Source organism: Microlunatus sp. YIM B11417, assembly GCF_059617205.1.
On sequence record NZ_JCAMPJ010000003.1, the window covers coordinates 845,934 to 871,799 of the forward strand.

Consider the following 25,866-nt stretch of genomic DNA (forward strand, 5'->3'; position numbering starts at 1 on the left):
TCAGGGAACTGGGTTGATCACGAGGCCAGGGCGTCGATCCGGGCCACCTCGTCGTCGCTGAGTTCGATCTTGGCGCCGGCCGCGTTGGCGATGATCCGCTCGGGCTGGGTGGATTTCGGGATCACCACGAAGCCGTGCTTGACGTGCCAGGCGACGATCACCTGGGCGGTGGTGGCGTTATGATCGGCGGCGATGGCGACCAGGGTCGGATCGTCCAGATTCGAAGCCCGGAAGGGGCTGTAGCCCTCCAGCAGGACGCCGCGCTCGGCCAGCCCGCCGGCGATCGCGGGATCGTAGAGCGACGGGCCCCACTTGATCTGGTTCACCGCCGGGGCGACGCCGGTGGCGCTGATCAACTCGTCGATCTGGTCCAGCGAGTAGTTGCTGACACCGATCGAGGTGGCCAGCCCGTCGGCCTGGGCGGCGATGAACTGCTCCCAGGCGGCCGGGGTGGCCTGCTTGTTCGGCGGCCAGTGGACCAGCCACAGGTCGACCCGGTCCAGGCCGAGCTTGGTCAGGCTCTCCTCGAGCGTCTGCCGTTCCCGGCCGACATGGTCGGGCGGCATCTTGGTGGTGACGAAGACCGAGTCGCGGGGCAGCCCGGCCTCGGCCAGCGCCTGGCCGATGCCGGCCTCGTTGCCGTACCCGGTGGCGGTGTCGATGTGCCGGTAGCCGGCTTCCAACGCGGCGGCCGTCGCGGCCGGAGCCTCGGCGTCGGGGATCTGCCAGGTGCCGAATCCGAGCAGTGGCATGGTCGGCCCGTTGCTCAGTGTGGCGGTGGGCTGGGAGTAGTCGGCGGTGGTCATGGCCCCAGTCTGTCCCTCCCGTCCACGATCCGGTGCCCCCGGGACCAGTGAGTGGGACATGCCCACTTAGGGTTGGGGGACTTCGCCGTCCCATCAACGGAGCTGATCATGACCCGCGCCTGGAAGTTCGTCCTGACCGATTCGCTGGAGACCGTCCTTCCGTCGGCCCAGCCGCGGCCGCACGCCGAGACCGGTGGACCGCGGGGCGGCGGCTCGGTGTTCCTCGGCGAGCCGTACTCGGTGCAGGTCGCGTTCCAGCCGCCGCCCGAGGGGCGAGTCGGCAGCCACGCGGTCGACTTCACGCTGTCCGGTACGGCAGCGGAGCACGCGTCGATCTTCGCCGTCGACCTGGTGCCGGCGCCGATGCCGGCCTTTCCCGATCATGACGACAACTACCTGATCACCGAACCGGCGCTGGCCCCGGACGTGCTGCGGCCGGTGCCGGACGGCCGGGTGGAACCGATCGTCGGCTGCTGGCGCAGCGTCTGGATCGACGTCCGGGTGGATCCGGCGAACGCCCCGGCCGGAGTGGCGGAACTGGACCTGGAGCTGACGATCACCGCACGGCGGGCCGGCACCCAGGAGGAACTGTTCGCCGAGACCGTGCCGGTGACGGTGATCAATCAGGAACTGCCCGCGCTCGACCTCGTCAACACGCAGTGGCTGCATGCCGACTGCCTGGTCGACTACTACGGCGGTACGGCTTTCGACGAGGGCCACTGGGCCGCCCTTGATCAATTCGTGGCCAGTGCGGCCCGGATGGGCATCACGGGCCTGCTCACCCCGCTCTGGACGCCGCCACTGGACACGGCGATCGGCCTCCGGCGGACCCCCGTGCAGCTGCTCGACATCGCTCGCGACGGCGGCGTCTACCGGTTCGGCTTCGACAAGCTCGGCCGCTGGCTGGACCTGTTCCGCAAGCACGGGATCGCCTACCTGGAGCTGTCCCACCTGTTCACCCAGTGGGGCGCCAACGCGACGCCGGCGATCGATGCCGTGGTGGACGGCGAGCCGACCCAGCTGTTCGGCTGGGACGTGGCCGCGACCGATCCGGAGTACCGCCGGTTCCTGGAGGCGCTGCTGCCGCAGCTGCGGGCGTACCTGGGCGAGCACTGGGATCCGTCCAAGATCATCTTCCACATCTCCGACGAGCCGCACCATGATCAACTGGAGTCGTACCAGGCGGCCCGGAAGGTCGTCGCCGACCTGTTGCAGGGCTGCCTGGTCGTCGACGCGTTGAGCGACTACGCCTTCTACACCAGCGGTGTGGTGGCCAACCCGGTGGTGGCGACGAACCACGTCGAACCGTTCCTGGAGGCGAAGGTCGAGCGGCTCTGGGTGTACTACTGCGTCAGCCAGAACAAGATCGTCGCGAACCGCTTCATCGGCATGCCGGCCGCCCGGAACCGGGTGCTCGGCCACCAGCTGTTCGCCGCCGACGCCGGCGGGTTCCTGCACTGGGGCTTCAACTTCTACAACGGCCAGCACTCGCGGGTGAAGCTCAACCCGTTCACCGACACGACCTCCGGCGGCGCCTTCCCGGCCGGTGACCCGTTCATCGTCTACCCGGGCCCGGACCGCACCGTGTGGGAGTCCACCCGGCACCGGATCGCCGCGCAGGCGATGAATGATCACCGGGCGATGCAGCTGCTCCGGGACCGGGCCGGCCGGGAGGCCGTGCTGTCGATCATCGATCCGGACGGCAGCGTCACCTTTTCGAACTACCCGCGCGACCCGGAACACTTCCTGCAGACCCGGGAACGGATCAACGCCGCGATCCGCGCAAGCTAGGGTCAACCGCGCACTGGCTTGTCGAGGTGGAAGCCCGATCTGCCTACGCTTCGACAGGCTCGGCCTGGATCCACCGATCGGGTTCGGTCGCGAGGGTCGCAAGATCCTACTGCTGCCCTTGGCGCGGTCGGGGATCGCGCCATCCAGGGCGGGTGTCGCGGTCCGGAAGTGAATCTCGCAGGTGTGCGGCCGGGTGCATGTCGTTTTTCCTCCTCAACTCAACCGATAAAGCGCTTCAGCGCTTTCCAGCGCTCGAGTTGAGGAGTTCTTGCGACCGCCCGCCCGACCGCACAGCCCGTGCGTGCCGACCACCACCAGTCCACGTCGCCAAGATCATTGGTGGCCTGGATCCATCGGTCGGGTTGGGCTGTGGGTGTGGCGACATGCACGGATACGCCTTACCTGGTTGGAAGATGGCGACTGGCGGGCAGAGTGTGTGGTCCGGCCGGGCACCACGCGGACGCTGGGTCGGTCCCGGTCGCAGGGAGGGTGTCGGTGAGGTCTCGGCTTCGATCGCTTTGGGTGGCACAGATCTGCAACGCAACGGTGCGTGGTCGCCGGATTTCGCCCTTGGGGGGCCGTCGCGTTGCAGATTTGTGTCACTTGCCCGGATCCGCGGCCCCGATCGTCGATCCATCGATGATCTTGCTGGCATCGACGGGTGGTGATCGTGTGCCGAGTCATCGACCGACGTCGACAACTCACCATTCGGGTGAGCCGCCAGGGTTGTCCGGAGACTTCAACCGGGTGGATCCAGGCTCACGAACGTTCGACACCGGGCACTAGTTGATCTTGGCGACCAGCTCGACCAGGTTGCCGTCCGGGTCCCGGACCAGCGCGTTGCGGTTGCCGTTGCCGGCGTCGTGCGGCGGCTGTACGACCGGTACTCCATGCGCCGCCAGGTCGGCGTAGGCGGCGTCGACGTCGTCGGTCCAGATCACCAGCGCGAAGCCGGGCGTTCCCGGCGACGCGTCGACGCCGTGCACCCGGCGCGCGGCGTCGACATCGCCGAGGCCGAGGGTGACGCCGTCCAGCCGGAGCTCGACGTGGTCCGGCACCCCCTCGGCCGGCGTCCGGAACGTCTCGGCGAAACCGAGCCGATCCCGGTAGAACCGCAGGGCGGTCTCGATCCTGGCGGTGTAGAGGTTGATCATCGGGTTCCGGTACACGAGCCCAAGCTAGTGGCTCAGGACGCCGGTGCGAACGCCTTCCGGTCGACCTTCACGACCTGGCCCGCGTCGGACATGCCGAGGAAGGACGCGATCGCCCAGGCCGACGACCACAGGTCGCCGCGGTAGGTGAGCAGGCCGCTCGGCATCGTCACCTGCGCGTAGGTCCGCTGACCCCAGCGCGGCACCCGGACGATCTGGCCCACCGTGCTCGGGTCGAATCCCGGCGGCGGGGGAGCGTCCGGCGGCGGCGACCCCTCGAGCAACTCCGACACGTAGACGGTGCCCCAGCGGTCCACCGTGACACCGGTCGGCGACGTGAAGCCCTTGATCACCTTGACGATCCTGCCCTTGGCGTTGATCACGTAGACCCGGCCCTCGCCGGGCATCTCGGCGGTGAGGGCGGAGACGTACAGCAGGCCGTCGGGCCCGTAGGCGAGACCGGTCGGCACCGCGTCGCAGCCGACGCCGCTGGTGGTGTTGTTCGGCGCGGTCGCACAGGCTCCGGTGGTGACCGTCGGCGGCGTGAAGAAGTTCTTCACCTTGCCGTGCCGGTCCACCTTGAGCACCGTGTTGGCGCCGGCGTCGGCGACCAGCAGGAACCCGTGCCGGCCCCGGTCCCGGAGCACGAAGTACGGGTTCGACAGCGCGTCCAGCGGGTTGCCGTCCGGCCCGAACTGGATCTGGCCGTCCGGGTTGTGGGCCAGCTCGAACGCGGTCAGGTCGGCGAACATCCGCGCCGTACCGCCGGGCCGGGCCACCATCAGCCCGGACGGCGGCGCGCCACTCGGATCGGTGTCGGGCGCCGGTTCGCCGGTCGCGATGTAGAGCTTGCCGCCGACCTCGGCGACGCCCTGCGGGCTGAACAGGTCACGGACCAGCACCTTGGTCCGGCCGGTCCTGGGGTCGACGGCCGTGATCAGGCCGGCGTCGGATTCGGCGACCAGCAGCCGGCCGAAGCCGGTGCTGAGCTGGCGTGGGCCGTTGAGGCCGTCGGCGACGACCTTGATCGGTTCGGCGGGTCGAGGGTGGGCGACGGCGGGTGCCGCCCCTCCCGCAGCGATGGTCAGGGTTGCGGTGAGCCCGGCCGCGACGGCGAGCAACCGTCGTCGGGCACGCGAAAACGGATGGTCTGGCATGGAGGTGACTTCCCGGATGGGGGCGGTTCCCCGTTGGCCCGCCCACTGTGATCCGTACTACACCCGGTTTCTTGACCCCGCAACGAGATCCGCCGAATTCGGTGCTGATCAGTGCTTCGAGCAGCAGTCGCAGCCGCCGGAGCAGCCCGCTTCGCCGTCCGGGTCGACCGCCAGGGCGAGACCGCTCGGGGCACAGCAGCCGTCCCCGCGCCAGGCCCGGACCCCTTCCCGGACGGCCAACCCGGCGATCACCAGGGCGACCACCGGGTCCGCCCAGGTCCAGCCGAACGCGGCGTTGAGCACCAGGCCGATCAGCAGCACCGCGGACAGGTAGGTGCAGATCAGGGTCTGCCGCGAGTCCGCCACGGCCGATGCCGAGCCGAGCTCCCGGCCGGCCCGACGCTGGGCGTACGAGAGGAAGGGCATGATCATCACCGAGACCGCCGCCAGCGCGATGCCGGGCACTGAGGTCTCGGCCTCGCCGGCGCCGGTTAGCGCCAGAACCGAATGCACGGTGACGTAGGCCGCCAGCGCGAAGAACGAGAGGGCGATCACCCTGAGGGCGCGGCGTTCCCTGGCCTCGCGGACCGCGCGGTCCCGCGCGCTGAACTGCCAGGCGACCGCCGCGGCCGACGACACCTCGATCACCGAGTCCAGGCCGAAGCCGATCAACGCGCTGGACGAGGCGAGCGTGCCGGCGGTGATCGCGACGACCGCCTCGATCACGTTGTAGCCGATCGTCGCCGCGACCAGCAGCCGGATCCGCCCGGTCAGTACGGCCCGCCGCTGCTCGGTCAACATCGCCGGAAGGGCCATCAGCAGCAGCCTTCGGTCGCGGCGTCCGGGCAGCCGGGTTCGGTGGCGACGGCCAGCACGGCGGTCCGGACGTCGTCGATCGCATGCCCGAGCCGGTGGTCGGCCAGTTCGTAGCGCTGCCGGCGGCCGTCCGGCGTGGCGACGACAAGGCCGCAGTCGCGCAGGCAGGCCAGATGGTTCGAGAGGCGGGACCGGCTGATGCCGAGGGTGTCGGCGAGGTCGGCCGGATGGGCCGGACCGTCGCGGAGCAGCAGGAGCAGCCGGCACCGGATCGGGTCGGCCAGCGCCCGCCCGAATCTCGTCATCGCCTCGATGTCCGTCGCCACGGTCAGCACATCGGTGACGATACAGGAAGTCCTGAACTCAGGAAATCCTGAACTCAGTCCTTGATCACGCGATACCAGTGCTCCGTGGTGCCGGGCAAGCGCTCGAGGCCGACCTCAGCGCCGCCGTCGTACGCTCGCGTGCCGGCGCCGAGCAGGACCGGCACGACGAAGATCAGGATCTCGTCGAGCAGCCCGGCCTCGAGACAGCTGCGCGCCGTGCCGGCCCCGAGCACGTTGACGTAGCGGTGCCCGGCCAGCTCCTTCGCGCGCGCCACCGCCTCGCCGAGCTCGGTGTGGAACTCGACGCCCGGCACCGGCCGCTCGGGCGGCCGCCGGGTCAGCACCAGGGTCGGCCCGCCGTACTGACCGGCGAACGCGCCCTCCTCCTCGGTGCCGCGATTCGGGTCGTCGCCGCGGAACGTGGTGCCACCGACCAGGACGCAGCCGATCTGGTCGACCAGGTTCGCCGCCGCCTCGCTCGGTTCGATCGGATGACGGTTCAGCCAGGACATGTCACCACCCGGGCCCGCGATGAAGCCGTCCAGCGACATCGCGGCCGAGTACAGCAGTTTCGCCACGGTGCTCCTCTCAGGGGGACCGGGTCGGTTCCATGATCACGTCGACCACCGACCCTTCGGACAGTTGCTCCGCGCGCCGGACCGCGTCCTTGACCGGCAGCGCGTACCCGCCGTCCTTGGGGAACAGCGAGGTCGTCCAGGTGGTGTCGCCGATCCGGGCCCGCACCGGGATCACGCCCCAGCCGTAGCTGAGCGCGGCGGACAGGTCGCGGAGCTGCGCACTGGCGTCCTCCGGCACGGTGATGAAGTGGAACGGCGCCGGCCCGCGCCAGTGCCAGATGTCGCCGGTGAACTCGAACGTCAAGCCGTCCATGACCCTCCTTCCAGGACGACCCTAGCGGTCGCCCCCGACAGCGCCTTGGAAGAATGCGCCCATGATCGACGGGGACATGATCGACGGCGAACAGCGACTCCGGTACGACGCACCCGCGGCGGACTGGCTGGCGGCGCTGCCGCTCGGCGACGGCCGGCTCGCGGCGATGATGTTCGGCGGGGTACGAGAACAACGGATCCAGCTCAACCACGGCTCGGCCTGGTCGGGCTCCCCGCGCAGCGGTGATCATGATCGGGCGGACGGTCCGGGCGTGCTGGCCGAGATCCGGAGCGCGCTGGCGGCTGGTGATCATGCTGCCGCCGAGACTGCCGCGGTGCGGCTGCAGGACGCGGACAGCCAGTCCTACCTTCCGTTCGTCGATCTCCACCTGGAGCAGGACGGGGTCGCCGAGCCGCTGGCGTACCGGCGCGAGCTGGAACTGCCCACGGCCACCCACACCGAGCTGATCGAGACCAAGCACGGACCGGTCCGGCGCACCGCGTTCATCGCCGCCGACCCGTCCGTCCTGGTGATCTTGGTCGAGTCCGAGCGGCCGACCGACCTGCGGCTTCGCGTCGAGACCCCGCTGCGGCTGCTCGGGACCCGCCGCGAACCGAACCTGATCACCGCGGACCTGCAACTGCCGAGCGACGTCGATCTGCGCCGCGACACGATCGGCTGGGACGACGACCCGGGCGCGGCCCTCCGTGCCGCCGTCGCCGTACGGTGGCAGCACGACGGCGCCGACCGTGCGAGCGAGGACGACCTCCGGGCCACCGGCGTTCGCCGGTGCGTGATCATGATCACCGCGGCCACCGGGCATCCCGGCCTGGCCGCCCTGGCCGGCGGCGGCGTGGAGCTCGGTGATCTCGATCGCTGCCGCCGCGATGCCGTCGAACGCCTGGACCGGGCCGCCGAACTGGGCCTGGGCGCCTTGCAGGCAAGCCATCGCGAGGACTTCGCTCGGTTGTACGGGAGGGTCGCGCTGAGGCTCGGCGGGACGCAGCAGGGGAGCGACCTGCCCACCGATCGCCGCCTGGAACGGGCCAACGCCGCCCCGGCCGGACCGCTGGCCGCGGACCTCGGGCTGGCCGAGCTCTTGTTCAACTACGGACGCTATCTCTTGATCAGCTCGTCCCGGCCGGGCGGTCATCCGGCCAACCTGCAGGGCATCTGGAACGACCGGCTGCCGGCGCCGTGGCGGTCCAACTACACGATCAACATCAATCTGCAGATGAACTACTGGGCGGCCGAGGCGACCGGGCTGACGGAGTGCCTGGAGCCGCTCTACGACCTGATCGACGTGCTCCGCCGGCGCGGTGCGGTCACGGCGCGGCAGAAGTACGGACTGCCGGGCTGGCTCGCCCACCACAACACCGACGGCTGGGGCTACACCGCGATGCCCGGGGCCGGGATCGGCCAGCCGCGCTGGTCGCTGTGGCCCCTGGGCGGCCTGTGGTTGGTCCGGCACCTGGTCGAACGGCTGGATCATCGCTGGGACGAGGACTTCGCCCGGGACCGGGCCTGGCCGGCCCTCCGCGGCGCCGCCGAGTTCGGCCTGGCCTGGCTGGTCGAGGCGGCCGACGGAACCCTCGGCACGGCACCCTCGACGTCGCCCGAGAACGCCTTCCTGATCGACGGCACCGCGTACGGCGTCGGCGTCTCGTCGACCATGGACCTGACCTTGATCAGCGACACCCTGCGGCAGTTGACCCGGCTGGCCGATCGGCTCGGCGTGGCCGACGATCCGGTGGTGACGGCGGCCGTGGCGGCCCTGCCGTGCATCCCTGCGCCGAGCCCTGGCCGCGACGGACTGATCAAGGAATGGCTGAGCGATCCGGAGCAGTCGGAACCGCATCACCGGCACGTGTCGCACCTGTACTTCTGCTACCCGGGTGATCATGACGACGCGAGCCTGGCCGACGGGGTCCGGGCCAGCCTGGACGCCCGCGGCGACGAGTCGACCGGCTGGTCGCTGGCTTGGAAGCTCGCCCTGCGCGCCCGCCTCGGCCAGGCCGACAAGGTCTCCGACCTGCTGAAGTTGATCTTCCGCGACATGACGACCGATCGTGGCGGCCAGAGCGGCGGCCTCTACCCGAACCTGTTCGCCGCCCACCCGCCGTACCAGATCGACGGCAACTTCGGCTACGTCGCCGGCCTGCTGGAAGCCCTCGTGCACAGCCACGGCGACACCCTCCGCCTGCTGCCCGCCCTCCCCGCCGAACTCCCGGACGGCACCCTGACCGGCCTCCGCGCCCGCGGCGGCCTGACCGTCTCCCTGCGCTGGGCCGCCGGCGCCCTCACCGAGGCGACCGTACAGGCTGACACCGACCGCACCCTCACCGTCAGCTGGCCCACCGGCGGGACCACCCTCCACCTGAACCCCGACACCGCGACCCCCATCCCCACCCCTTTCCGCTGAGCGGTCACCAAAGCAGCGGTTTCGGCGGCGTGTCGCTGCAGAATTGACCGGTCACTGGGGGTGAGGCGACTCGAGGTCAGTGCCAGGTTCCGCGCCAGTCGTACAACGGAGCCGTGGTCTGGTACTCGCGAAGCTCGGTGATGAGCCCGCCGCCGACGCGGGCCACCGTCGCGCCGTCGAACACGCCCCGTTCGCCCGCCCACGTGCACTCGAAGGTCCACTGCGCGACTTCCCGATCCTCCGTGCCGAAGTGATCACCGACCTCCCACCGATGCACCACCCCGCCCGCCCCGAACCATGCCTCGGCCCAGCGCCGGACCCATTCGCGCCCGCGATACACCGGCCCGTAGCACTCGGTGATCACGCAATCCTCCGCAACCACCGCGGCGATGCGTTCCAGGTCGGCGGCGACCCAGGCGTCCATGTATTCGGCGAGCGCACTCATCCGCTCAGGGTAGAAGGTCGGGTACCTTGCTCACTGCTCCGTACCGGTCGGGGCGAACTCCCGCGCTGCACCCGTACGGCAGAATGTCGATCATGAAGGCAGTCTCCAGCTGGTCCCTGCACCGCACCCTCGGCTCCTATCACTCGGGCTCGAAAGCCCCCGCGGACCCGGAGCAGTTCGCACCGCCGGCTTCCGGGCTGCCGCTGCTGGAGCTGCCGGCCGAGTTGCACCGGCGCGGGTACGACACGGTCCAGTTGTGCCATTTCCACCTGCCCAGCCGGGCTCCGAGCTACCTGGCCGAGCTGCGCGCCGCGCTCGCCGACGCGTCGATCACGCTCGATGCCCTGCTGGTCGACGACGGCGACCTGGTCGACCCGGAGGCCGCCGATGCTCATCAGGAATGGATCTCCGGCTGGATCGGTGACGCCGTGGCGCTCGGTGCGACCAGGGCCCGCGTGATCGCCGGGCGCCAGTCGCCGACCCCGGAACGGCTGGCCGAGAGCGGGCGCCGGTTGGCCGAGCTGGCCGGCCGTCATCCGGACATCAGGATCGTCACCGAGAACTGGCTCGATCTGACGCCCGGACCGGAGCAGGTGGAAACGATCTTGGACGCCGCCGGCGGCCGGGTCGGCCTGTTGATCGATCTCGGCAACTGGGCAGCGCCGGACAAGTACGCCTGGCTGGGCCGGATCGCCGGCCGGGCCGAGACCTGTCACGCGAAGTGCCATTTCGACGGCGACGAAGCCGACCGGGACGACTTCGCCGAATCCATCCGGGTGATCAACAGCGCCGGCTACACCGGCCCGCTCGCCCTCGTCTACGACGGTACGGAACCGGGGGAGTGGGACGCCCTGGAGACCGTCCACGCGATCGCGAGCGCCGGCCGCTGACCGCCGGGGCCTGTGCCGTGATCATGTCCGGTTGATCCGGTCCAGGAAGCCGTCGACGATCGCCTCGAGGCCCAGGCGGTACGTGTCGCGTACCTCGATCTCGAGCCACTCGTTCCCGATGGCGGCCAGTTCGGGCAGCGCGGTCATGTCGGCGCCGCGGAAGAACTCACCGCCCTGGATCCGCTCCGGATCTGGCCGTTCGGCCGAATGGGCCCGCACCAGGATCTCGCCGACCGTGTAGTACCAGATCGTCCGGAACAGGTCGACCGCCTGCACCCTGCTGCAGCCTGCCCGCAAGGCGCCGGACACCATCGCCTCGACCGTCCAGACGGCCGGTTCGTCGAGGCGGCCCAGGAACCCGTCCGCGGTGATCACCTCCACCGCCCAGGGCCACCCGGCCAGGGTGTCGTGCACGTAGAGGGCGGCGGTGACGATCCGGTGCCGCGGGTCGTCGGGCAGTCCGGGCCGCGGTGTCCGGGCCGCGCGATCGTTGATCAACGCGACGAGCAGGTCGTCCTTGTTGCGCACGTGGTGATAGAGCGTGGTCGGCCCGACCCCCAGTTCTTGGGCGAGCCGTCGGACGGTCAGCCGCTGCCAGCCGTCCCGGTCGATCAACAACTGCGCCGCGGCCAGGATCTCGCCACGGGAGGTCGCCGGCGGACGCCCTGCCCGGCGAGCCGGACCGTCGGCGGGCTGTGTGGACGTGGGGCGTGGCACGGTCCCATCATGCCGGGCCGCGACCGGAACGCTCGGCAGACCGGACCGATCAGGGGTGACTCAGGATCGTCCCCGACTGTGCCGGGCGGCCGCCGTTCCTATATTTAGGAACATGTTCCGAAATACACCGGGTCCCGGTCCGACGCTGGCTGCTGTGGCGGTCGTGCAGTTCCTCGTCTCGCTCGATCTCTCGGTGGTCAACGTCGGGCTGCCGCAGATCGCGGACGGCCTCGGGTTCACCGGCGTCGGCGTCACCTGGGTGATCCATGCGTACGCCCTCACCTTCGGCGGGCTGCTGTTGCTGGGCGGCAAGGCTGCGGATCTCTTCGGCCGCAGGCGGATGCTGCTGATCGGTCTCACCGGGTTCGGGGTTGCCTCGCTGCTGGGAGGCTTCGCCCAGGAGTCGTGGCAGCTGATCGCAGCCCGGGCCGGGCAGGGGATCGGAGCCGCCGCCCTGGCACCGGCCGCGCTGTCACTGCTCACGGCCACGTTCCCGTCCGGCCGGCCCCGTGTGCGCGCGTTCGGCATCTGGAGCGCGACCAACGCCGCCGGCGGAGCGCTCGGCGTGCTGATCGGTGGCTTGCTCACCCAGTACGCCGGCTGGCGCTGGGTGATGTTCGTCAACGTACCGATGGTCCTGGTGGCCGGGTTCCTGGCCCGCCGTGGCATCCCGGCCGGTGGCCGCAGCGCCACGGCACGGAGCCAGCCGGACGTGCTGGGCGCCGTCCTCGCGACCGCAGGCCTGACCATGCTCGTGTACGGGATCGTCCGCACGGACGAACTCGGCTGGGGATCGCCGATCACCCTGCTGACCCTGGCGCTGGCCGCCCTTCTGTTGATCATGTTCGTCCTGGTCGAACGCGGGACCAGGCGGGATCCACTGGTCCGGCTCGGCCTGTTCGGCAACCGGTCGGTCAGTGGCGCGAACGCCTACAACCTGCTGCTCGGGGCCGCAATGGCCTCGGCGTTCTACCTGGTGTCCCTCTATCTGCAACGGATCCTCCGGCACGGGCCGGCGCTGGCCGGGCTCGAGGTGCTGCCCTTCGCGCTGGGCGTGGTGGCCGGGTCGTTCCTCGCCGTGAAGCTCGGCTACCGGCTGGCGCCCAGGACGTTGTTGATCACCGGGGCCGTCCTCTGCGCGAGCGGCTTCGCCTGGTTCGCCGGGATCAGTCCGGACGGCTCGTTCCTGATCCACGTGCTCGGGCCGTCGCTCGTGACCAGTGTCGGCTTCGGGTTGTGCCTGGCCCCGCTGGTGTCGACCGCGACCGCCGGCGTCGCCGACCAGGAGACCGGCACCGCCTCCGGGCTCCTGAACAGTTCACGTCAGCTCGGCGCCACGCTCGGGCTGGCGGTGATCGGCACGACCGCCCAGCGCGGTGCCGGTCCCTCGCCCGAGCTCGCCGACCTCAGCCACGGGTACGCGCTCGGCTTCGGCCTCTGCGCAGCCCTGCTGATCGGGGCAGCCCTGGTCGCCGGCCTCGTCCTGCCGCACCGGGTGCGCGCCGTCGCACCATCCGGACCGTCGGCCCGAACCTCCTGAATTCCCAACCATGAAAGACATCCCGTCATGATCAAGCATCGATCCTGGGCCCTCCCGGCCTTGGTCACCGGCCTCGTCCTCAGCCTGATCGCGATCGCCGTCACGGTGGTCGACTACGCGGCCGGTGACCTCCTGCGCGGCCACATCCGGGCCGGCTATCCCACACTCGGCTCGGCGGAGATCGAGGGCGCCGCAACCTTCTACCTGACCTACCTCGCGACAGTGACCGGCCTCGCCGTGCTCTGCTGGGCGGTGACGATCTGGGCAGTCGCGCGGGGTCGCCGCTGGGCCCGATGGCTCGCGTCCGCGATCTTCCTCGCGGCGGTCGCCGTCAGCCTGATCAACCTGACGATCACCGACACCTCGGGCGACACCGGCCTGCCGCCCTTGCTGGGCTGGCTCGGCATCCTGCCCTGCCTGGCCGGCCTGGCTGCCGTCGTTCAACTGTGGCGACACCCCACCGTAGCCAACAGGTGACTCGGCGCGTCTGCCTGCAATGGCAGGCCCGCGACGCGAGACCGTGCCGATCATCGGTGACTCGATCTCGTACGCTTCTGATCATGGGACAACGTCTGGTCTTGGTCGGGGACTCGGTGACCGATTGCGGTCGGGACAGGGAGGACGACGGCGCGCTCGGCCATGGCTGGGTGTCCGTGGTCGGAGCGGAACTGCCGGATGTCACCGTGATCAACCGCGGCATCTCCGGCAATCGGGTCCGTGACCTGGTGGCCCGCTGGGACGCCGACGTGCTCGCCGCCGGGCCGGACACGGTCGGGATCATGATCGGGATCAACGACACCTGGCGGCGCTACGACCGCGACGACCCGACCAGCACCGAGGCCTTCGCCGCCGACTACCAGACCCTGCTGGACCGCACCAGAGCCGCCGGCGTGGGACGGGTGATCCTGCTCGAGCCGGTGCTGACCCCGGTCGAGGACGGCCAGTGGACCTGGCGGGAGGATCTCGATCCCAAGATCAGCGCGGTCCGGCGGCTGGCCCAGCGGCACGGTCTCGAACTGGTGCCCACCGACGCGGTGATGAACGCCGCCGCGGCCACCCGCCCGCTCGGAGAGCTGGCCGGCGACGGAGTCCATCCCTCCGAGGCCGGTCACCGAGTGATCGCGGACGCGTTCCTGCAGACCTATCGCAGCCGTCCGTCCTAGGCCTGCCGGACGAGGTCCGGATCCTCCCGGGGTTCGACGCCAGAGTCAGGAAGGTGCGTCCGGGTCGCCCCGGCCGAATCGCCGCGCGCGCTCCGCGTTCCACTCATCCATATTCCAGGCTCGCCGGGTTCGTCGTGGAGTCGGAGGAACGACTCACCGTCCGGATCCTCACCGTAGACACCCTCGTCCTGAAGCCGGGAGATCAACTCGTCGAGCGCGGATCGCAGCGCGGTGGATCGTCTGCGGTAGGCGGCGAAGTCGTGACCGTCACTCGCGATCAAGGCGGGCAGCTGGTCCCTGAATCCCTGCGGAAGCCATGCAAGATTCCGTAGACCACGCAGTTCCCGGCTGCGCCAGGGCCGCCACTTGCGGTGGTAGGCGAAGAGGGCTCGCGCGAGGTCCTGGTAGCCGGCCTGCAACCGATCGAAGGCCTCGGCGCCGCCCAACTTCCGCCAGTGGCGGTCGGCGTCACCAGCGGGGATGATCGAGATCGCCTGCCCGATCGCGTCGTCGAGGATGGCGAGCCGGTCCGGCTCCGGCATCGACGTCCGATCCTTGATCAGAGCGGCGATCTCACCCGTGCGGTCATAGGCGATCCACCCGTCGGCGAGTTCGGCCCGCCGGGGTTCCGGCCAGGTGAAGCCCGGCGATCGCCAGGTGGTGAGATCGAACCGGTCGATGTCGAGCTGAACACCCACGCGGTCCAGTTCCGGGTCGTCGGCGAAGATCGAATGGTACGTGTTGTCCGCCGGACGCCAGACGAACTCGGCCGGCAGCAGATAGGGATCGATCGGATCCATGAACACGACGGCATCGATGTCGGATCCGGGCACGGATTCATCGCCCTGGCGCGCAAGCCCGATCGCGACACTGCCCGTGGCCACAACCCCACGGACCGCCGCATGGGGAGCGAGCCGGGTCATCGCGAAGTCCAGGAGTTGGGCACGCTTGCGGTCCGACGGCGACTCCTTCCCCATGGTTCTGCACCATTCCAGCCAGGCGGCGGCGTGTCTATCCGAATTCGGAATCGTCGAGGTCCCGCGCGAGCCTCTCGACCGCGCGGTCGGGTGCCTCGACAACAGCGCTGTCCGTCATGGTGATCAACCAGGGGAGCGATTCGAAGGTACGGACGATGCGAAGCCTGCGCAGGCTGTTCCATCCGAGATGCTCATCCGTGGTCGTGCCGGTTCGTCGATCGAGCATGATCAGATAGGCACGGAACAGGTCCCGTTCGGATCGTCCGCTCTGGCTGGCCAGCGAGGGGAGCATTCCCGCGAGGTCGGTGTACAGCGGCCGCAGCGACATGGTCTCGAGATCGAAGGCGACGAGCTCCGACTGACCCTCGTGCCCCGACTCCAGCCACCCGACTTGTTGGTAGCTCAGCTCGTTGTGGTTCAGGGCCAGCGGTATCCCGTGGCTGGCGACGAGCGCCTGCCGGTAGGCGTCGAACCATCGGCTCGCGTCGTCGGTGGACGGCAGGAGGTCGATCAAGGCTTCGCGGATTCGTGCTCCGTACCCAGGATTCCCCGGGGGTGGCCGGAAGAGATCCTCCGGCGCTTCGGTGATGCTGTTGAGCTTCGCCATGAGGTCGAGGAGATCGTCGACGTCCCCGGCCGTCGTGCCGATGGTCGGCAGGAACTGCAAGATCATGATCTCGCCGGCGGTCGTGGCTGCCGTACCGAGGAGTGGTGCGACCGGAGCACCGTGCTCCCGAAGGTAACGGTACTTGGCGATCTCCGGTCGTTCCGGGTTGTTGATCTTGAGGAAGATCGTCCGCTGCTGTGACGGTCCGGCCCGGCCCTCGTACCGGATCGTCAGGATCTGCGATCGGCCCGTCTGGTGCAGTCCCCGGATCTCGTGGGTGCGGAACGCGCCGATCGGCCGGTGCAGGTCCGGGACTGCGCCGCGAAGATCGTCCCATTCCAGACCCCACGGCAGCTCGACCTCGGTCGCCTCGACCGGAGTCGGTGAGAGCCTTCCTTGATCACCGGAACTGGAGGCCACGGGATCCTCACTCGGGTCCCGACGGTGACGGCTCGACGTTGAGCGCCACGATCTCGAACAGCGGCCGCACCCCAAGCCTGCTGGCCAGGGCGGCCGAGGCCCGGTTGTCGTGGAGATGGCTGTAGAACGCGATCTTGCCGCTCTTCAGGACCTCGGTCGCCCACGCCTGCGCAACCAGGGTCCCGTAGCCCTGCCGCCGCTGGTCCGTCGCGGTCTCGATCCACAACTCTGCTGCGGTGCTGTCGCTGCGTGAAGACGAAGCGGACGCCACGCGACGACCGTCAACCAGGATCGAGAACGATTCGGCGCCGTCGCGCACGAGCGTCTGAGGTGCGTTCGCGGGCGCCCCGGCCTCGAAGGCGTAGGTGTGAAAATGATCCGCCGTCACCCGGAATCCGCGAAGACCGAGTCGCTCGACCAGATCGTCACGGTGATCGACGAGCTCATCGACGCCAAGCCCCACGAGCTCTTGGACGAACGATTCGGGCGCAGCTGCCGCGAAGGCCACCTCGGTCTCCCGCTCGCTGTAACGCACGGCGTAGCAGGCATGGAGCGGGTCAGGGTTCGGGCCTGCGGCGACCACCAACCGCCCGGCGTCGTCGAAGGCCTTGCATTCCAAGGCCAGTTGAACACGCCACAGGTCCCGGCGAGATCGGTCCGGCTTCACTCCTCCTTGATAACAGATCTCGTCAGGATGATCATCGGAGATTCCGGGCGTGTGGCACGATGCACGCGTGCAGACCTCGGTACGGCAAGCGTTGGTGGACAACGACTATCCGGGGCGCGGGCTCCTGGTGACGAGCACGCCCGCAGACGGACTTTGCGTCGTCTACTTCATGACCGGGCGCAGTGCCGCGAGTCGTGAGCGGACCTTGGTACTGGACGGTGACTCGCTCTACGCCCGGCCGCGGGGCACCACCGAGCATGATCCGTTGCGGCACTACCGGGCGGCGACGGTGGGACCCGAGTGGTGCGTCGTCGGCAATGGCGACCAGGTGGACACCGTGATCACGAACCTCGCCACGATGGCGCCGGCTCAGGCCGTGCAGGGAATCGCGTACGAGCCCGATCCGCCACTCCGGACGCCGCGGATCACCGTCGTCGCCTCCCGCACCGCGGCAGGACCGACTCTCATCGCCGGTTCGCGGGCGAGCCTGCTGGCCCCGGAGCAGACGTACGTCAGCACCCTGAGCGTGGGCGACGTAGGGACCGGATCCGGGATCCTGACGACGACGTACCTCTCTCGAGATCGGCAGGTCGTGGCGACCCATCAGCCGCCCGCGGAGGTGACCGTGGCAGCGACCGACGCGCCGGCCCTGCTCGAGCTCGTCTGGTCCTGCCTCGCGGATGATCTTCGCGTCGCCGCCGCGGTGATCAGGCCGACTGCGGCCGAGCCGCTCACGGCCGATCTCGTGCGCTCGGCCTGAGCGTCCGGGAATCAGCTCGTGTAGCGGGTGATCAACTCCACGCAGCGGCGGAACTGTGCCGGTCCGGCGGGGTTCCGCCAGCCCAGCATCTCGAGCATCCAGTCGATCGCGAAGGCGGGCACCAGTCCGGCCTCGGCGTCGGCGGGGTCGGCCACCCGGGCATATCCGTGACGGACCAGGTCCAGGCGGTCGTTGAACGGGGCACCCGCCGACACCTCCCAGCGGGCCAGGTCGAAAGCGGGCGGAGCGGTGCCGGCGAACTCCCAGTCGATCACGCCGGTCACCGCTCCGTGGTGGATCAGCAGGTTCTTGGGCATGAAGTCGCCCTGGGCCAGGGACTGCGGGGGAGTCGGCCGGGCCGAGATCTCGCGGCGCAGGAACTCCGCGCCGCGCTCGACGGTCGCCGCTGCCGCCGGGTCGAGCACGTCGCGGACGATCGCCGCGATCCTGGTGACTTCGTCGGGGTCCGGGCTGCGCAGCTCGTGCCGCAGCCCGCGTCCCTCGCCCGGGACGACACTGTGCACCCGCGCCATGACCTCGCCGGCGTCCACGATCAGTCGTTCAAGATCATCAGCGGCAAGATCACCGACCAGGTCCATCAACGAGCGCCCGGGCAGGAACTCCTGGACCGAGAACGACAACAGACCGTCCTCATGATCACGGTGGACCAGGCCGAGCACCTCCGCCGTCGGCACGCCGTTCGTGCGCGCCCGCGCCATCAGGTGCGCCTCGTCGATGAACCACGGCGTCGGCTGCCGGGCGATGCGGACGACCACGGTGATCGCCTCGCCGAGTTCCGCCCGGTAGGTCTCGTTCATCCCACCACCGGCCAGCGGAACGAGTCGCTCGACGCCGCGGCCGCAGACCGAGCGCACCACCGAGTCGATGATCGGGAGAGGCGTTGTCACCATGACCACGCAGTCTGGCCCAGCGCGCACCCTCAGGCCACCCGAATTCCCGAGACAACGACGGCGGACAGACGGTAGTTTCGTCACGATGTCGAACCAGTCCATGATCAAAGACCTGGTGGTCGTCGGTGCCGGCATCGCCGGCGCCTCGGTGGCCTACCACGCGGCCAGAGCGGGCGCAGCCGTGACTCTCGTCGACGCCGGGCGACCGGGCGGCGGCGTGACTCAGGACTCCTTCGCCTGGATCGGATCGGCCGGTGTACGGACCGGGCGCGCCGCCGAGCTGCGGATGGGTGCGACGGACGAGTACCGCCGGCTCGAGGCTGAACTGCCGGGACTTCCGGTGACCTGGTCCGGTTCCCTGTCCTGGCACTCGGGCCGGAGCGCTCCCGAGCCCGGGCCGGGGGAGGAGCTCGTCGACGGAGCCTTCGCCGCGAAGCTGGAGCCGAACCTGCGGCAGCCTCCGGAGTGGGCCGTCTGGGCGCCCGGCGACGGGGCCGTCGACGCGGTCGGCGTGATCGAACGGATGATCACCGGCGCGCGGGCCCACGCCGCTCAGGTGCACCTGGACACGCCGGTCATCGCCTTGCGACGTAACGCCGAGGGCCGGGTCGTCGGAGTCGAGACCTCGGCCGGCATCCTCTCCGGGGACGCCGTCGTGCTGGCCGCCGGAGTGGGTACGGCCGAGGTGGCGGCCTCGCTGGGCGTCGAGGTCCCGGTCGGCCCGTCGCCCGCGACGCTCTTCCGGTTCCGCGCGCCGGCCGGTCTGGTGAGCCGGGTCGTGAACTCCGAGCACTTCGATCTTCGGCAGGTCGCGCCGGATCGGCTCATCGCTGCGGCCGACTCGGCGGAGCCGACCCTTGCCGCGATCCGGTCGACCTTCCGCGGCGCCGACGACGTCGAGCTGCTCAGCGCCCGGGTGGGTGCACGGCCGATGCCGGCGGACGGCGAGCCGATCATCGGGCCGGTCGCCGAGGCGCCGGGCCTCTATCTGGCGGTGATGCACGCGGCCGTCACGCTCGGACCGGCCGTCGGGCGGCTGGTCGCGCAGGAACTGGTCGGCGGCACCACCGAGCCGTTGCTCGCCGGCTGCCGGTTCGACCGTTTCTGAAGCCCTGGTACGGATTTCAGGATTCGGCTTGCGGCGGCGCTGCCGGAAGCTGCACCGTGGCGCGGAGCCCGCCGTCCGGCCGGCCGGTCAGGGTCAGCGTCCCGTCGTGCGCCTGGGCGATGCTCTTGACGATGGCCAGGCCGAGGCCGACGCCGGAGTGATCGGTACGAACGCGCTGGGTGCCGCGTTGGAACGGTTCGGCCAGTGTGGCCACCAGCGCCGGCGTGAGCCTCGCTCCGGTGTTCTCCACGGTGATCAACACGGTCTCGGGCAGGGCGCGCGTGGTGATCCAGATGGACCCCTGTTCGGGCTGGTTGTGCACGATCGCGTTGTGGACGAGGTTCGTCGTCAGCTGCAGCAGCAATGCGTACGAACCGAGCGTCGGCGCGACGTCTCCGGAGGTCGTGATCGCCACGCCGTTCTGCTCAGCGAGCGGAAGCAGACTCTCCGTGGCCTCCTCGGCGATCAGCGACAGGTCGACCGGTTCCTTGGTGAACGTCCGCTGGTCGGCCCGGCTGAGCAACAGCAGTGCCTCGGTGAGGTCGATGGCTCGGGTGTTGACGTGCCGGAGCCGATCGACGAGTTCACGGCCGTCGTGATCGGGGTCGCTGTGGGCCACGTCGAGCAGCGTCTGGGTGATCGCCAGCGGCGTGCGCAGCTCGTGCGAGGCGTTCGCGGCGAAGCGCTGCTGCTCGGCGGCGTGGGTCTCGAGCCGCGCGAGCATGGTGTCGAACGCGTCGGCGAGCTCGCGCAGCTCGTCGTCGCGCCCTTCCAGGTGGATCCGGTGCGAGAGCGAACCGTTGGCGGCCAGCCGGGTCGCATGCGTGATCCGGTTCAACGGCGCCAGCATGCTGCCGGCCAGGAGCCAGCCACCGACCAGGCCGAAGATCAGCAGGAAGATCACGGCCCCGATCGCAGGCGGGGTGAAGGCCCGGATCAGGTCGGACTGGTTCGGTACCGCCGCCGACCGTCCTCCCGAGCCCGGCACGAGGATGACCTCGGGGACGTACCTCAGCAGGAAGACCCAGACCACCGCGAGCAGGACGCCGCCGGAGGCCATGATGCAGGCGGCGTAGCTGAGGGTGAGTTTGAGCCGGACGCTCAGCCCGGGCGCTCTAGCCACGGGCCACCGGGGCCGGACATGTCACGCCGTCGACGATCACCACATGCATGCCCTCAGTAGACAGGATCCGGCCTTTCCTTGGCATATCGACATCCGGCGAAGCGATCGTCCCGGTTCACGCTGAAGATCTTGGCGCTGCCCTAGGCTCGTCGAGTGCGCGACGACCTGTGGGCGGTGACGGAACGACTTCTGGCCGAGGCGCTCGGCGAGAACGTACGCATCGTCGGCGCGGTCGACCTCGGCGACGACTGGGCACCCGTCCAGCGGCTCAGCCTCGACAACGGTTCGACCGTCGTGGTCAAGACCAGGCGGGAGGTCGCCGGCCCATGGGGTGATGACGCGGCAGCCCTGGACAACGAGCGGCGGGGGATCGCGCTGGTGACCGAGCTCGGGGTCGAGGTCGCCCCGCAGCTGATCGCCGCCGACCAGAACGTCATTCTGATGACCGACGTCGGTACGGGCCCGTCGGTGCAGGACGTCCTGTTGTGCGGGACTGCCGAGGAGGCCGCCGCCGGCTTGACCGCGCTGGCTCGCGCGGCGGGCCGCCTGCATGCGGCGTCGGCAGGCCTGGAACCACCCTGGCGGAATCGGACGACCTTTCTCGACCGGGCCTTCGAGTACTGGCCGGAGTTGCGCAACGCGGCCGACGGCCTCGGATTTCCCGCGCCGCTGGGAGTGACCGCCGATCTGGAGGAGCTGGACTGTGCGCTGACGAATCCGGACCTCCGCGTGTTCGTCCAGGGCGATCTGGGTCCGAACAACGCCGTGCTCTCCGGCGACAGCGCGCGACTGGTCGATTTCGAGGGCTCCGGATTCCGGCACTTCGCCCTCGAAGCGGCCAATCTGCGCCTGCCGTTTCCCGCCTACGGGCATTGGGGCGTGCTGCCGGCCGAGGTGACGGCGGCGATGGACGAGGCCTACCGCGCCGAGTTGGCGGTCGGTTGGCCGGCCGCACTCGACGACGCGTCGTACGAGGCCGAGATCGCGACCGGCTGCGCGGTGTGGGCGATCATCCGGGCGCACCGGTTGCCGGTGATCGCCCTGCCGGGTCAGGACCCCGAACTGGCCTTGCGCCGGCGTACCCAGATCGTCCAGACGCTCACCTCCTTCGCCGACACCGCCATACGGGCCGGCCGTTACGAAGGCCTCGCGCGATGGTTCGTCGCGATCGCGGATGAGATGCGCGAGCGGTGGGCCGAGGCCAGACAGCCGCCGCGAACCTTTCCGGCGTTCACGGCGAGTGAGGTACCGACTCCGTAGCGCGACGGCTACTCGCCCGCCCAGGGGACGCCTCGGGTCACCAGATACGTACGCAATTGCGCCGTGTGCAACTGCAGGCGGACCAAGCCCGTGACGAGCATTTCGCCGAGCGGGGTGCCATGGTGCCGGTGCGATGCGGCGACCGGCTGCTCGGCCTGTTCGTCGGTCAGCGTGGCGAAGAGGTCGTCGGCCTTGCGCAGGCAGTGATCGACGTACGCCAGCAGTTCCTCGCGGGAGTACGTCGGCGGCACGACGTCGGGATCCTCGTCATGTGGATCCAGCGGTGGTCGCGGCACCCAGCCCTGCTCGGTGGCTGAGAGCTCCGCATCGGTGAAGAACAGGATGTGCGCTGTCGTCCACCACACCGAGCCCTGGGCCCGTCGCTTCCGCTCGGCCGTGGCCTCGTCCTCGAACGGAGGTGAGCCAGATCGATGCCATCGCCACACCGTACGAGCGGGCACTGACAAGGCCGCGCTCGATCGTCCCAGGCAACGACTTCGGTCTGCCTACTCGTCCAAACGATCCCAGGGCCCTTCGGGCGTGCCGGAGTCCTTCACGATTCTCGTCCGCCGAGTTGATGCCGGTACGGATGTCGTTCGCGCAACGCCATGCGAAATAGCCGGCCTGAACGCACAGCCGGGCCCGCAGATAGACCGCGAATCCCAGCCGAACCTCGTCGATCATGCTTGGCCGTGCCTGGAGATAGGCGGCGACGAGCGACTCGCCGGGCGTCAACGCTGCGCCGTCGTGATTGACGGCACGGTCGACGAGTTCCGGGCCGGCGTCGTCGATCGGACAGCGGAGATACATGGCCGCGGAGCTGAGGTCGTACAGCGCAGGGCCGTACATCGTGGCGCCCCAGTCGATCAGGCCCGTGTCGTTGCCCGCGACGAGGAACGCACTCGGGGGACGGGTCGCCGTGAAGCCCGGCCCAGGTCAGCGATTGCTCGGCATGAAGCTGGTCGAGGTCCCTCCGCGACGAGCGAACCACCGACGGTCATGACCGGAGCGCCGACCGAGATGCCCCGGCGGTCCAACAGGGCAGCCAGTTCGAGTCCGCGGATGAAGCCCTGGTCGCCGACGGACACCGATTTCAGGGCGAACCTGCCGGCCTCGGTGATCACCGACCAGGTCTCCGAGTTCATCGCTCCGGTCAGCGGCTCGACCTCGCCAACCGTGAGCGCCCAGTGCGTCTCGATCAGTCGGCGGAGGTCCATGCTGGCGAGCCTGTCAGGTTCACGCAGCTCGGGGCGACAGGTTTTCGGCGGTCTCTGAATGCGGTTGCAAAGTGCGGTGGGCGTCTGGAACCGTTGCCGAACATGAGGCTCCTCTTGATCATCGGGCCGCCGGCCGTCGGCAAGATGACGGTGGGCCGGGAGATCGCCGCGAAGAGCGACTTCAGGCTCTTCCACAATCACCACACGATCGAGCCGCTGGTCGAGGTGTTCGGCCACGGCTCCGAGCCGTTCAACGTCCTCAACGTCGAGTTCCGCCGCCGTGTGATCGAGGAGGCGGCACGCCACGGACTGGATTTGATCTTCACCCTGGTCTGGAACCTGCAGGACCCGGCCGACACCGCCTACGTCGAACAGTTGGTCGCCCCGTTCCAAGAATCGGGTGGCAGCATCCGCGTCCTCGAGTTGGCCGCTGATCTTGAAACGCGGCTGGTGCGCAACCGCGGCGAGAGCCGGTTGGCCGCGAAGCCGACCAAGCGGGATCTGGAGTGGTCCGACGGCAACGTACGCAGCATGGAGGCGTACCAACTCGCGACGGATCCGACCGGAGCCACACCGACTCCGGCCGACGCGTTCCTGAGCCGCTATCCGTACCTGCGCCTCGAAACGCGGGACCTGACGGCGGCCGAGGCAGCCGAGCTCGCCCTCGACTGGCTCGGCCCGCGAGAGTGATCGGCGGTGACCATGGAGAATTCGATCAAGATCCCGGCGATCCTCCGCAATCACGCGATCGCGGCCGGGGCCGCAGGCTGGCTTGATGATCTTCCACGGCTGATCAGTCGCTTCGAACAGCGTTGGGACATCACGGTCGGGCGCCCGCTCAGCGGTGCCACCGAGGCGTACGTCGCGGAGGCGACCACCGCGGCCGGGCAGCCGGTCGTGCTGAAGGTTCTGGTTCCCTTGCGCGGGGCACGGGCACGCCACGAGATCACCGCGCTGCGCCTGGCCGACGGTCGCGGCTGCGTCGAACTGCTCCGTGACGATCCCGACGCGGGCGCGCTTCTGCTCGAGCGATTGGGCCCGGCTCTGTTCGAGTTGGGCGTACCGACGGCACGCCGTCACGAGATCCTGTGCGCCACAGCGGCAAGGCTGTGGCGCCCCGCGCCGGACAGCGGACTTCCGACCGGTGCCGACCGGGCTCGACGACTGGCCGACACCGTCACGGAATCGTGGGACCGTCTTGACCGACCGTGCTCGGAGCAGGCGATCGACTACGCGCTCGCCTGTGCACGCCGGCGCGAAGCGGCTCACGATGACGAGCGGGCGGTGTTGGTGCACGGTGACGTCCACCAGCTCAACGCGCTCCAGTCGGGTTCGGAGTTCAAGCTCGTCGACCCGGACGGTCTGCTGGCTGAACCCGAGTGCGACCTCGGTACGGTGATGCGAGGCGACCCGGTCGAACTGCTCCAGGGCGACCCGCAGGAACGAGCCCGCCGGCTCGGCGCCCTGTCCGGCCTCGATGCCATGGCCATCTGGGAGTGGGGAGTCATCGAGCGGGTCGCGAGCGGCCTGCATTGCACCGAACTCGATCTCCAACCGCTCGGCCGCCAGACCCTGGCCGCTGCCGATGCCGTCGCCGGCCGAGAGTTTTCATGATCATGGGAGCCGCGCAATCATGGCATGATCGATTTCATCGGCGGCAACGGGAGGATGGCGAGTTTCGATGCTGAGGCTTGGATCGATCGTGATGCACGTGGCGGAAATCGAGAGGGCGGCGCAGTTCTGGGGCCAGGCACTCGAGTCCCAGTACGAACTGGCTCACCGAGACCACAACTCGGCGACCTTCTTTCCGAGAACCGGCCCAGGAGTCGTCCTGCAACTGACCGAGCGCAATCAGATGCACCTGGACCTGAACACCGACAGCCTGGAAGAGAACGCGGCCGAGATCAAACGCCTTGAATCACTCGGAGCCCGGCGCGTGGACTGGCCCTACCGACCGGACGTTCCTGTGATGGCAGATCCGGACGGGAATCTGTTCTGCGTGTGCTGAACGATGTCCGGACTCGGAAGCAGCAGCTGACGTTCTTCTGCGGCGGCACGAGAACCTCTCGACCTTCCGGGATCATGATCAACTCCGGCCGGCCGATCACCGAGGTCGTCGATGAGATCCTTCGTCACGTGGACGATGGTTCGGATCGCCATCGTGCAGAATCGACGGGTGCCGAACCTCGCCGTGGGCCAGGACTCCACCCGACTGATCACCCTGCGCGGGAACAGTGGGTCAGGGAAGTCGACCGTCGCGGCGGCGATCCGCGCCGCGAGGCCACCGGGGACCCTGGCGATCGTCGGGCAGGATCTGATCCGATACGAGATCCTCGGCAGTGGCGAGGATCAGGGCGGTCACCCGATCTCGCTCGCGGAGTCGATGGCCAGACACCTGCTTGACCGCGGCGTTGACGTGATCATCGAAGGGATCTTGAACGCCGCCTGGTATACGGACATGCTCGTGCAGCTGGTGGCTGATCATCGCGGGAGCTCGAGGTCGTACATCTGGAAGCTGCCCTTCGACGAGACGGTGCGCCGCACTGCGACCAAACCGGCGTCGGGGACGTCCTGGGAACACAACTTGCGTACCTGGTGGCGCGGATTCCAACCGGTTCCCGGGCTGAACGAGCGGATCATCGGTCCCGACGAAACCTTCGATGCGACCGTGGCGCGCATCCTCACCGAATGTTGGGCCTAG

28 protein-coding genes are annotated in these 25,866 nt (G+C 69.4%); 13 read left to right on the forward strand and 15 right to left on the reverse strand.

From position 1 onward, the window contains the following. Positions 1 to 17: 17 nt before the first annotated feature. Positions 18 to 806 (reverse strand): aldo/keto reductase, encoded by a 789-nt coding sequence (locus AC6CCG_RS19060; protein ID WP_496656167.1) that lies wholly within the window; start codon positions 804 to 806, stop codon positions 18 to 20. 108 nt (positions 807 to 914) lie between these two features. Here AC6CCG_RS19060 and AC6CCG_RS19065 point away from each other — a divergent pair, with 108 nt between their 5' ends. Then, the gene (locus AC6CCG_RS19065) at positions 915 to 2,597 is read left to right on the forward strand and encodes a DUF4091 domain-containing protein (protein ID WP_496656168.1); all 1,683 of its coding nucleotides are present in this window, start codon (positions 915 to 917) and stop codon (positions 2,595 to 2,597) included. Positions 2,598 to 3,379: 782 nt separating this feature from the next. On the opposite strand, the gene AC6CCG_RS19070 is transcribed toward AC6CCG_RS19065, so the two are convergent. The 6 genes from AC6CCG_RS19070 to AC6CCG_RS19095 form a co-directional block, all read right to left on the reverse strand. Further along, positions 3,380 to 3,766: a VOC family protein gene (locus tag AC6CCG_RS19070; protein ID WP_496656169.1), complete on the reverse strand. Its 387-nt coding sequence runs from the start codon at positions 3,764 to 3,766 to the stop codon at positions 3,380 to 3,382. Positions 3,767 to 3,783: 17 nt separating this feature from the next. Beyond that, positions 3,784 to 4,905, reverse strand: a complete 1,122-nt coding sequence (locus tag AC6CCG_RS19075) for a ScyD/ScyE family protein (protein WP_496656170.1) — start codon at positions 4,903 to 4,905, stop codon at positions 3,784 to 3,786. Positions 4,906 to 5,013: 108 nt separating this feature from the next. Then, positions 5,014 to 5,721 carry a cation efflux transmembrane domain-containing protein gene (locus tag AC6CCG_RS19080; RefSeq protein ID WP_496656171.1) on the reverse strand — a complete coding sequence of 236 codons (708 nt, stop codon included), beginning with the start codon at positions 5,719 to 5,721 and terminating at the stop codon, positions 5,014 to 5,016. Beyond that, complete coding sequence (locus tag AC6CCG_RS19085; RefSeq protein WP_496656172.1) at positions 5,721 to 6,056, reverse strand: ArsR/SmtB family transcription factor; 336 nt, start codon at positions 6,054 to 6,056, stop codon at positions 5,721 to 5,723. The genes AC6CCG_RS19080 and AC6CCG_RS19085 overlap by 1 nt, the downstream gene beginning before the upstream one ends. Positions 6,057 to 6,100: 44 nt before the next feature. Beyond that, positions 6,101 to 6,625 (reverse strand): dihydrofolate reductase family protein, encoded by a 525-nt coding sequence (locus AC6CCG_RS19090; protein WP_496656174.1) that lies wholly within the window; start codon positions 6,623 to 6,625, stop codon positions 6,101 to 6,103. A gap of 10 nt (positions 6,626 to 6,635) precedes the next feature. Then, entirely contained in the window at positions 6,636 to 6,938 is a 303-nt protein-coding gene (locus tag AC6CCG_RS19095) for a DUF1905 domain-containing protein (RefSeq protein WP_496656175.1), read from the reverse strand. 61 nt (positions 6,939 to 6,999) lie between these two features. Here AC6CCG_RS19095 and AC6CCG_RS19100 point away from each other — a divergent pair, with 61 nt between their 5' ends. Then, on the forward strand, positions 7,000 to 9,360 hold the full coding sequence (locus AC6CCG_RS19100; RefSeq protein ID WP_496656176.1) for a glycosyl hydrolase family 95 catalytic domain-containing protein: 2,361 nt from the start codon (positions 7,000 to 7,002) through the stop codon (positions 9,358 to 9,360). A 76-nt stretch (positions 9,361 to 9,436) separates the two neighbouring features. Here the strand turns inward: AC6CCG_RS19100 and AC6CCG_RS19105 are convergent, their stop codons facing one another. After that, positions 9,437 to 9,805, reverse strand: coding sequence for a nuclear transport factor 2 family protein (locus AC6CCG_RS19105; RefSeq protein ID WP_496656177.1), 369 nt, complete (start codon positions 9,803 to 9,805; stop codon positions 9,437 to 9,439). A gap of 92 nt (positions 9,806 to 9,897) precedes the next feature. On the opposite strand from AC6CCG_RS19105, the gene AC6CCG_RS19110 reads away from it, so the two are divergent. Further along, positions 9,898 to 10,695 carry a sugar phosphate isomerase/epimerase family protein gene (locus tag AC6CCG_RS19110; protein WP_496656178.1) on the forward strand — a complete coding sequence of 266 codons (798 nt, stop codon included), beginning with the start codon at positions 9,898 to 9,900 and terminating at the stop codon, positions 10,693 to 10,695. Positions 10,696 to 10,716: 21 nt separating this feature from the next. Here AC6CCG_RS19110 and AC6CCG_RS19115 read toward each other — a convergent pair whose 3' ends face one another. Next, a complete protein-coding gene (locus tag AC6CCG_RS19115; RefSeq protein WP_496656179.1) occupies positions 10,717 to 11,412 on the reverse strand; it encodes a TetR/AcrR family transcriptional regulator in 696 nt (231 codons plus the stop codon). A gap of 154 nt (positions 11,413 to 11,566) precedes the next feature. Here AC6CCG_RS19115 and AC6CCG_RS19120 point away from each other — a divergent pair, with 154 nt between their 5' ends. The 3 genes from AC6CCG_RS19120 to AC6CCG_RS19130 all read left to right on the forward strand — a co-directional run bounded on the left by AC6CCG_RS19120 (position 11,567) and on the right by AC6CCG_RS19130 (position 14,115). After that, the gene (locus AC6CCG_RS19120) at positions 11,567 to 12,952 is read left to right on the forward strand and encodes an MFS transporter (RefSeq protein ID WP_496656180.1); all 1,386 of its coding nucleotides are present in this window, start codon (positions 11,567 to 11,569) and stop codon (positions 12,950 to 12,952) included. Positions 12,953 to 12,979: 27 nt separating this feature from the next. Next, positions 12,980 to 13,429: a hypothetical protein gene (locus tag AC6CCG_RS19125; protein WP_496656181.1), complete on the forward strand. Its 450-nt coding sequence runs from the start codon at positions 12,980 to 12,982 to the stop codon at positions 13,427 to 13,429. An 83-nt stretch (positions 13,430 to 13,512) separates the two neighbouring features. Further along, positions 13,513 to 14,115: an SGNH/GDSL hydrolase family protein gene (locus AC6CCG_RS19130; protein ID WP_496656182.1), complete on the forward strand. Its 603-nt coding sequence runs from the start codon at positions 13,513 to 13,515 to the stop codon at positions 14,113 to 14,115. Here AC6CCG_RS19130 and AC6CCG_RS19135 read toward each other — a convergent pair. The 3 genes from AC6CCG_RS19135 to AC6CCG_RS19145 are packed head-to-tail and all read right to left on the reverse strand — an operon-like array spanning position 14,112 to position 16,888. Then, positions 14,112 to 15,092, reverse strand: a complete 981-nt coding sequence (locus AC6CCG_RS19135; protein ID WP_496656184.1) for a hypothetical protein — start codon at positions 15,090 to 15,092, stop codon at positions 14,112 to 14,114. The two genes, AC6CCG_RS19130 and AC6CCG_RS19135, sit on opposite strands and share 4 nt — an antisense overlap. Positions 15,093 to 15,126: 34 nt before the next feature. Further along, positions 15,127 to 16,119, reverse strand: coding sequence for a hypothetical protein (locus AC6CCG_RS19140; RefSeq protein ID WP_496656185.1), 993 nt, complete (start codon positions 16,117 to 16,119; stop codon positions 15,127 to 15,129). Positions 16,120 to 16,126: 7 nt separating this feature from the next. Continuing rightward, the gene (locus tag AC6CCG_RS19145) at positions 16,127 to 16,888 is read right to left on the reverse strand and encodes a GNAT family N-acetyltransferase (protein WP_496656186.1); all 762 of its coding nucleotides are present in this window, start codon (positions 16,886 to 16,888) and stop codon (positions 16,127 to 16,129) included. On the opposite strand from AC6CCG_RS19145, the gene AC6CCG_RS19150 reads away from it, so the two are divergent. Beyond that, entirely contained in the window at positions 16,881 to 17,546 is a 666-nt protein-coding gene (locus AC6CCG_RS19150; RefSeq protein WP_496656297.1) for an IMP cyclohydrolase, read from the forward strand. The genes AC6CCG_RS19145 and AC6CCG_RS19150 overlap by 8 nt on opposite strands. Positions 17,547 to 17,557: 11 nt before the next feature. On the opposite strand, the gene AC6CCG_RS19155 is transcribed toward AC6CCG_RS19150, so the two are convergent. Further along, a complete protein-coding gene (locus AC6CCG_RS19155; RefSeq protein ID WP_496656187.1) occupies positions 17,558 to 18,457 on the reverse strand; it encodes a phosphotransferase family protein in 900 nt (299 codons plus the stop codon). Between the two features lie 85 nt (positions 18,458 to 18,542). Between AC6CCG_RS19155 and AC6CCG_RS19160 the strand changes: the two genes are divergently transcribed. Next, the gene (locus AC6CCG_RS19160; protein ID WP_496656188.1) at positions 18,543 to 19,565 is read left to right on the forward strand and encodes an NAD(P)/FAD-dependent oxidoreductase; all 1,023 of its coding nucleotides are present in this window, start codon (positions 18,543 to 18,545) and stop codon (positions 19,563 to 19,565) included. Between the two features lie 16 nt (positions 19,566 to 19,581). Here the strand turns inward: AC6CCG_RS19160 and AC6CCG_RS19165 are convergent, their stop codons facing one another. Next, complete coding sequence (locus tag AC6CCG_RS19165) at positions 19,582 to 20,688, reverse strand: sensor histidine kinase (protein WP_496656189.1); 1,107 nt, start codon at positions 20,686 to 20,688, stop codon at positions 19,582 to 19,584. Positions 20,689 to 20,841: 153 nt separating this feature from the next. On the opposite strand from AC6CCG_RS19165, the gene AC6CCG_RS19170 reads away from it, so the two are divergent. Beyond that, a complete protein-coding gene (locus AC6CCG_RS19170) occupies positions 20,842 to 21,948 on the forward strand; it encodes a hypothetical protein (protein ID WP_496656190.1) in 1,107 nt (368 codons plus the stop codon). An 8-nt stretch (positions 21,949 to 21,956) separates the two neighbouring features. Here the strand turns inward: AC6CCG_RS19170 and AC6CCG_RS19175 are convergent, their stop codons facing one another. Next, positions 21,957 to 22,409, reverse strand: coding sequence for a DinB family protein (locus AC6CCG_RS19175; RefSeq protein WP_496656298.1), 453 nt, complete (start codon positions 22,407 to 22,409; stop codon positions 21,957 to 21,959). Between the two features lie 858 nt (positions 22,410 to 23,267). Here AC6CCG_RS19175 and AC6CCG_RS19180 point away from each other — a divergent pair. From AC6CCG_RS19180 to AC6CCG_RS19195, 4 genes are all read left to right on the forward strand, one after another. Continuing rightward, positions 23,268 to 23,855, forward strand: coding sequence for a DEAD/DEAH box helicase family protein (locus AC6CCG_RS19180; RefSeq protein WP_496656191.1), 588 nt, complete (start codon positions 23,268 to 23,270; stop codon positions 23,853 to 23,855). 12 nt (positions 23,856 to 23,867) lie between these two features. Continuing rightward, a complete protein-coding gene (locus AC6CCG_RS19185) occupies positions 23,868 to 24,779 on the forward strand; it encodes an aminoglycoside phosphotransferase family protein (RefSeq protein ID WP_496656299.1) in 912 nt (303 codons plus the stop codon). Positions 24,780 to 24,846: 67 nt separating this feature from the next. Then, positions 24,847 to 25,173 carry a VOC family protein gene (locus AC6CCG_RS19190; protein WP_496656192.1) on the forward strand — a complete coding sequence of 109 codons (327 nt, stop codon included), beginning with the start codon at positions 24,847 to 24,849 and terminating at the stop codon, positions 25,171 to 25,173. Positions 25,174 to 25,284: 111 nt separating this feature from the next. Then, the gene (locus AC6CCG_RS19195) at positions 25,285 to 25,866 is read left to right on the forward strand and encodes an AAA family ATPase (RefSeq protein ID WP_496656193.1); all 582 of its coding nucleotides are present in this window, start codon (positions 25,285 to 25,287) and stop codon (positions 25,864 to 25,866) included.

Excerpts from the sequence above, each read along its gene's own strand:
- AC6CCG_RS19060 (WP_496656167.1), bottom strand. The coding sequence starts at position 806 with ATGACCACCGCCGACTACTCCCAGCCCACCGCCACACTGAGCAACGGG.
- AC6CCG_RS19065 (WP_496656168.1), top strand. The coding sequence starts at position 915 with ATGACCCGCGCCTGGAAGTTCGTCCTGACCGATTCGCTGGAGACCGTC.
- AC6CCG_RS19075 (WP_496656170.1), bottom strand. The coding sequence starts at position 4,905 with ATGCCAGACCATCCGTTTTCGCGTGCCCGACGACGGTTGCTCGCCGTC.
- AC6CCG_RS19080 (WP_496656171.1), bottom strand. The coding sequence starts at position 5,721 with ATGGCCCTTCCGGCGATGTTGACCGAGCAGCGGCGGGCCGTACTGACC.
- AC6CCG_RS19095 (WP_496656175.1), bottom strand. The coding sequence starts at position 6,938 with ATGGACGGCTTGACGTTCGAGTTCACCGGCGACATCTGGCACTGGCGC.
- AC6CCG_RS19100 (WP_496656176.1), top strand. The coding sequence starts at position 7,000 with ATGATCGACGGGGACATGATCGACGGCGAACAGCGACTCCGGTACGAC.
- AC6CCG_RS19105 (WP_496656177.1), bottom strand. The coding sequence starts at position 9,805 with ATGAGTGCGCTCGCCGAATACATGGACGCCTGGGTCGCCGCCGACCTG.
- AC6CCG_RS19110 (WP_496656178.1), top strand. The coding sequence starts at position 9,898 with ATGAAGGCAGTCTCCAGCTGGTCCCTGCACCGCACCCTCGGCTCCTAT.
- AC6CCG_RS19125 (WP_496656181.1), top strand. The coding sequence starts at position 12,980 with ATGATCAAGCATCGATCCTGGGCCCTCCCGGCCTTGGTCACCGGCCTC.
- AC6CCG_RS19130 (WP_496656182.1), top strand. The coding sequence starts at position 13,513 with ATGGGACAACGTCTGGTCTTGGTCGGGGACTCGGTGACCGATTGCGGT.
- AC6CCG_RS19135 (WP_496656184.1), bottom strand. The coding sequence starts at position 15,092 with ATGGGGAAGGAGTCGCCGTCGGACCGCAAGCGTGCCCAACTCCTGGAC.
- AC6CCG_RS19155 (WP_496656187.1), bottom strand. The coding sequence starts at position 18,457 with ATGGTGACAACGCCTCTCCCGATCATCGACTCGGTGGTGCGCTCGGTC.
- AC6CCG_RS19160 (WP_496656188.1), top strand. The coding sequence starts at position 18,543 with ATGTCGAACCAGTCCATGATCAAAGACCTGGTGGTCGTCGGTGCCGGC.
- AC6CCG_RS19180 (WP_496656191.1), top strand. The coding sequence starts at position 23,268 with ATGAGGCTCCTCTTGATCATCGGGCCGCCGGCCGTCGGCAAGATGACG.
- AC6CCG_RS19185 (WP_496656299.1), top strand. The coding sequence starts at position 23,868 with ATGGAGAATTCGATCAAGATCCCGGCGATCCTCCGCAATCACGCGATC.
- AC6CCG_RS19190 (WP_496656192.1), top strand. The coding sequence starts at position 24,847 with ATGCTGAGGCTTGGATCGATCGTGATGCACGTGGCGGAAATCGAGAGG.
- AC6CCG_RS19195 (WP_496656193.1), top strand. The coding sequence starts at position 25,285 with ATGAGATCCTTCGTCACGTGGACGATGGTTCGGATCGCCATCGTGCAG.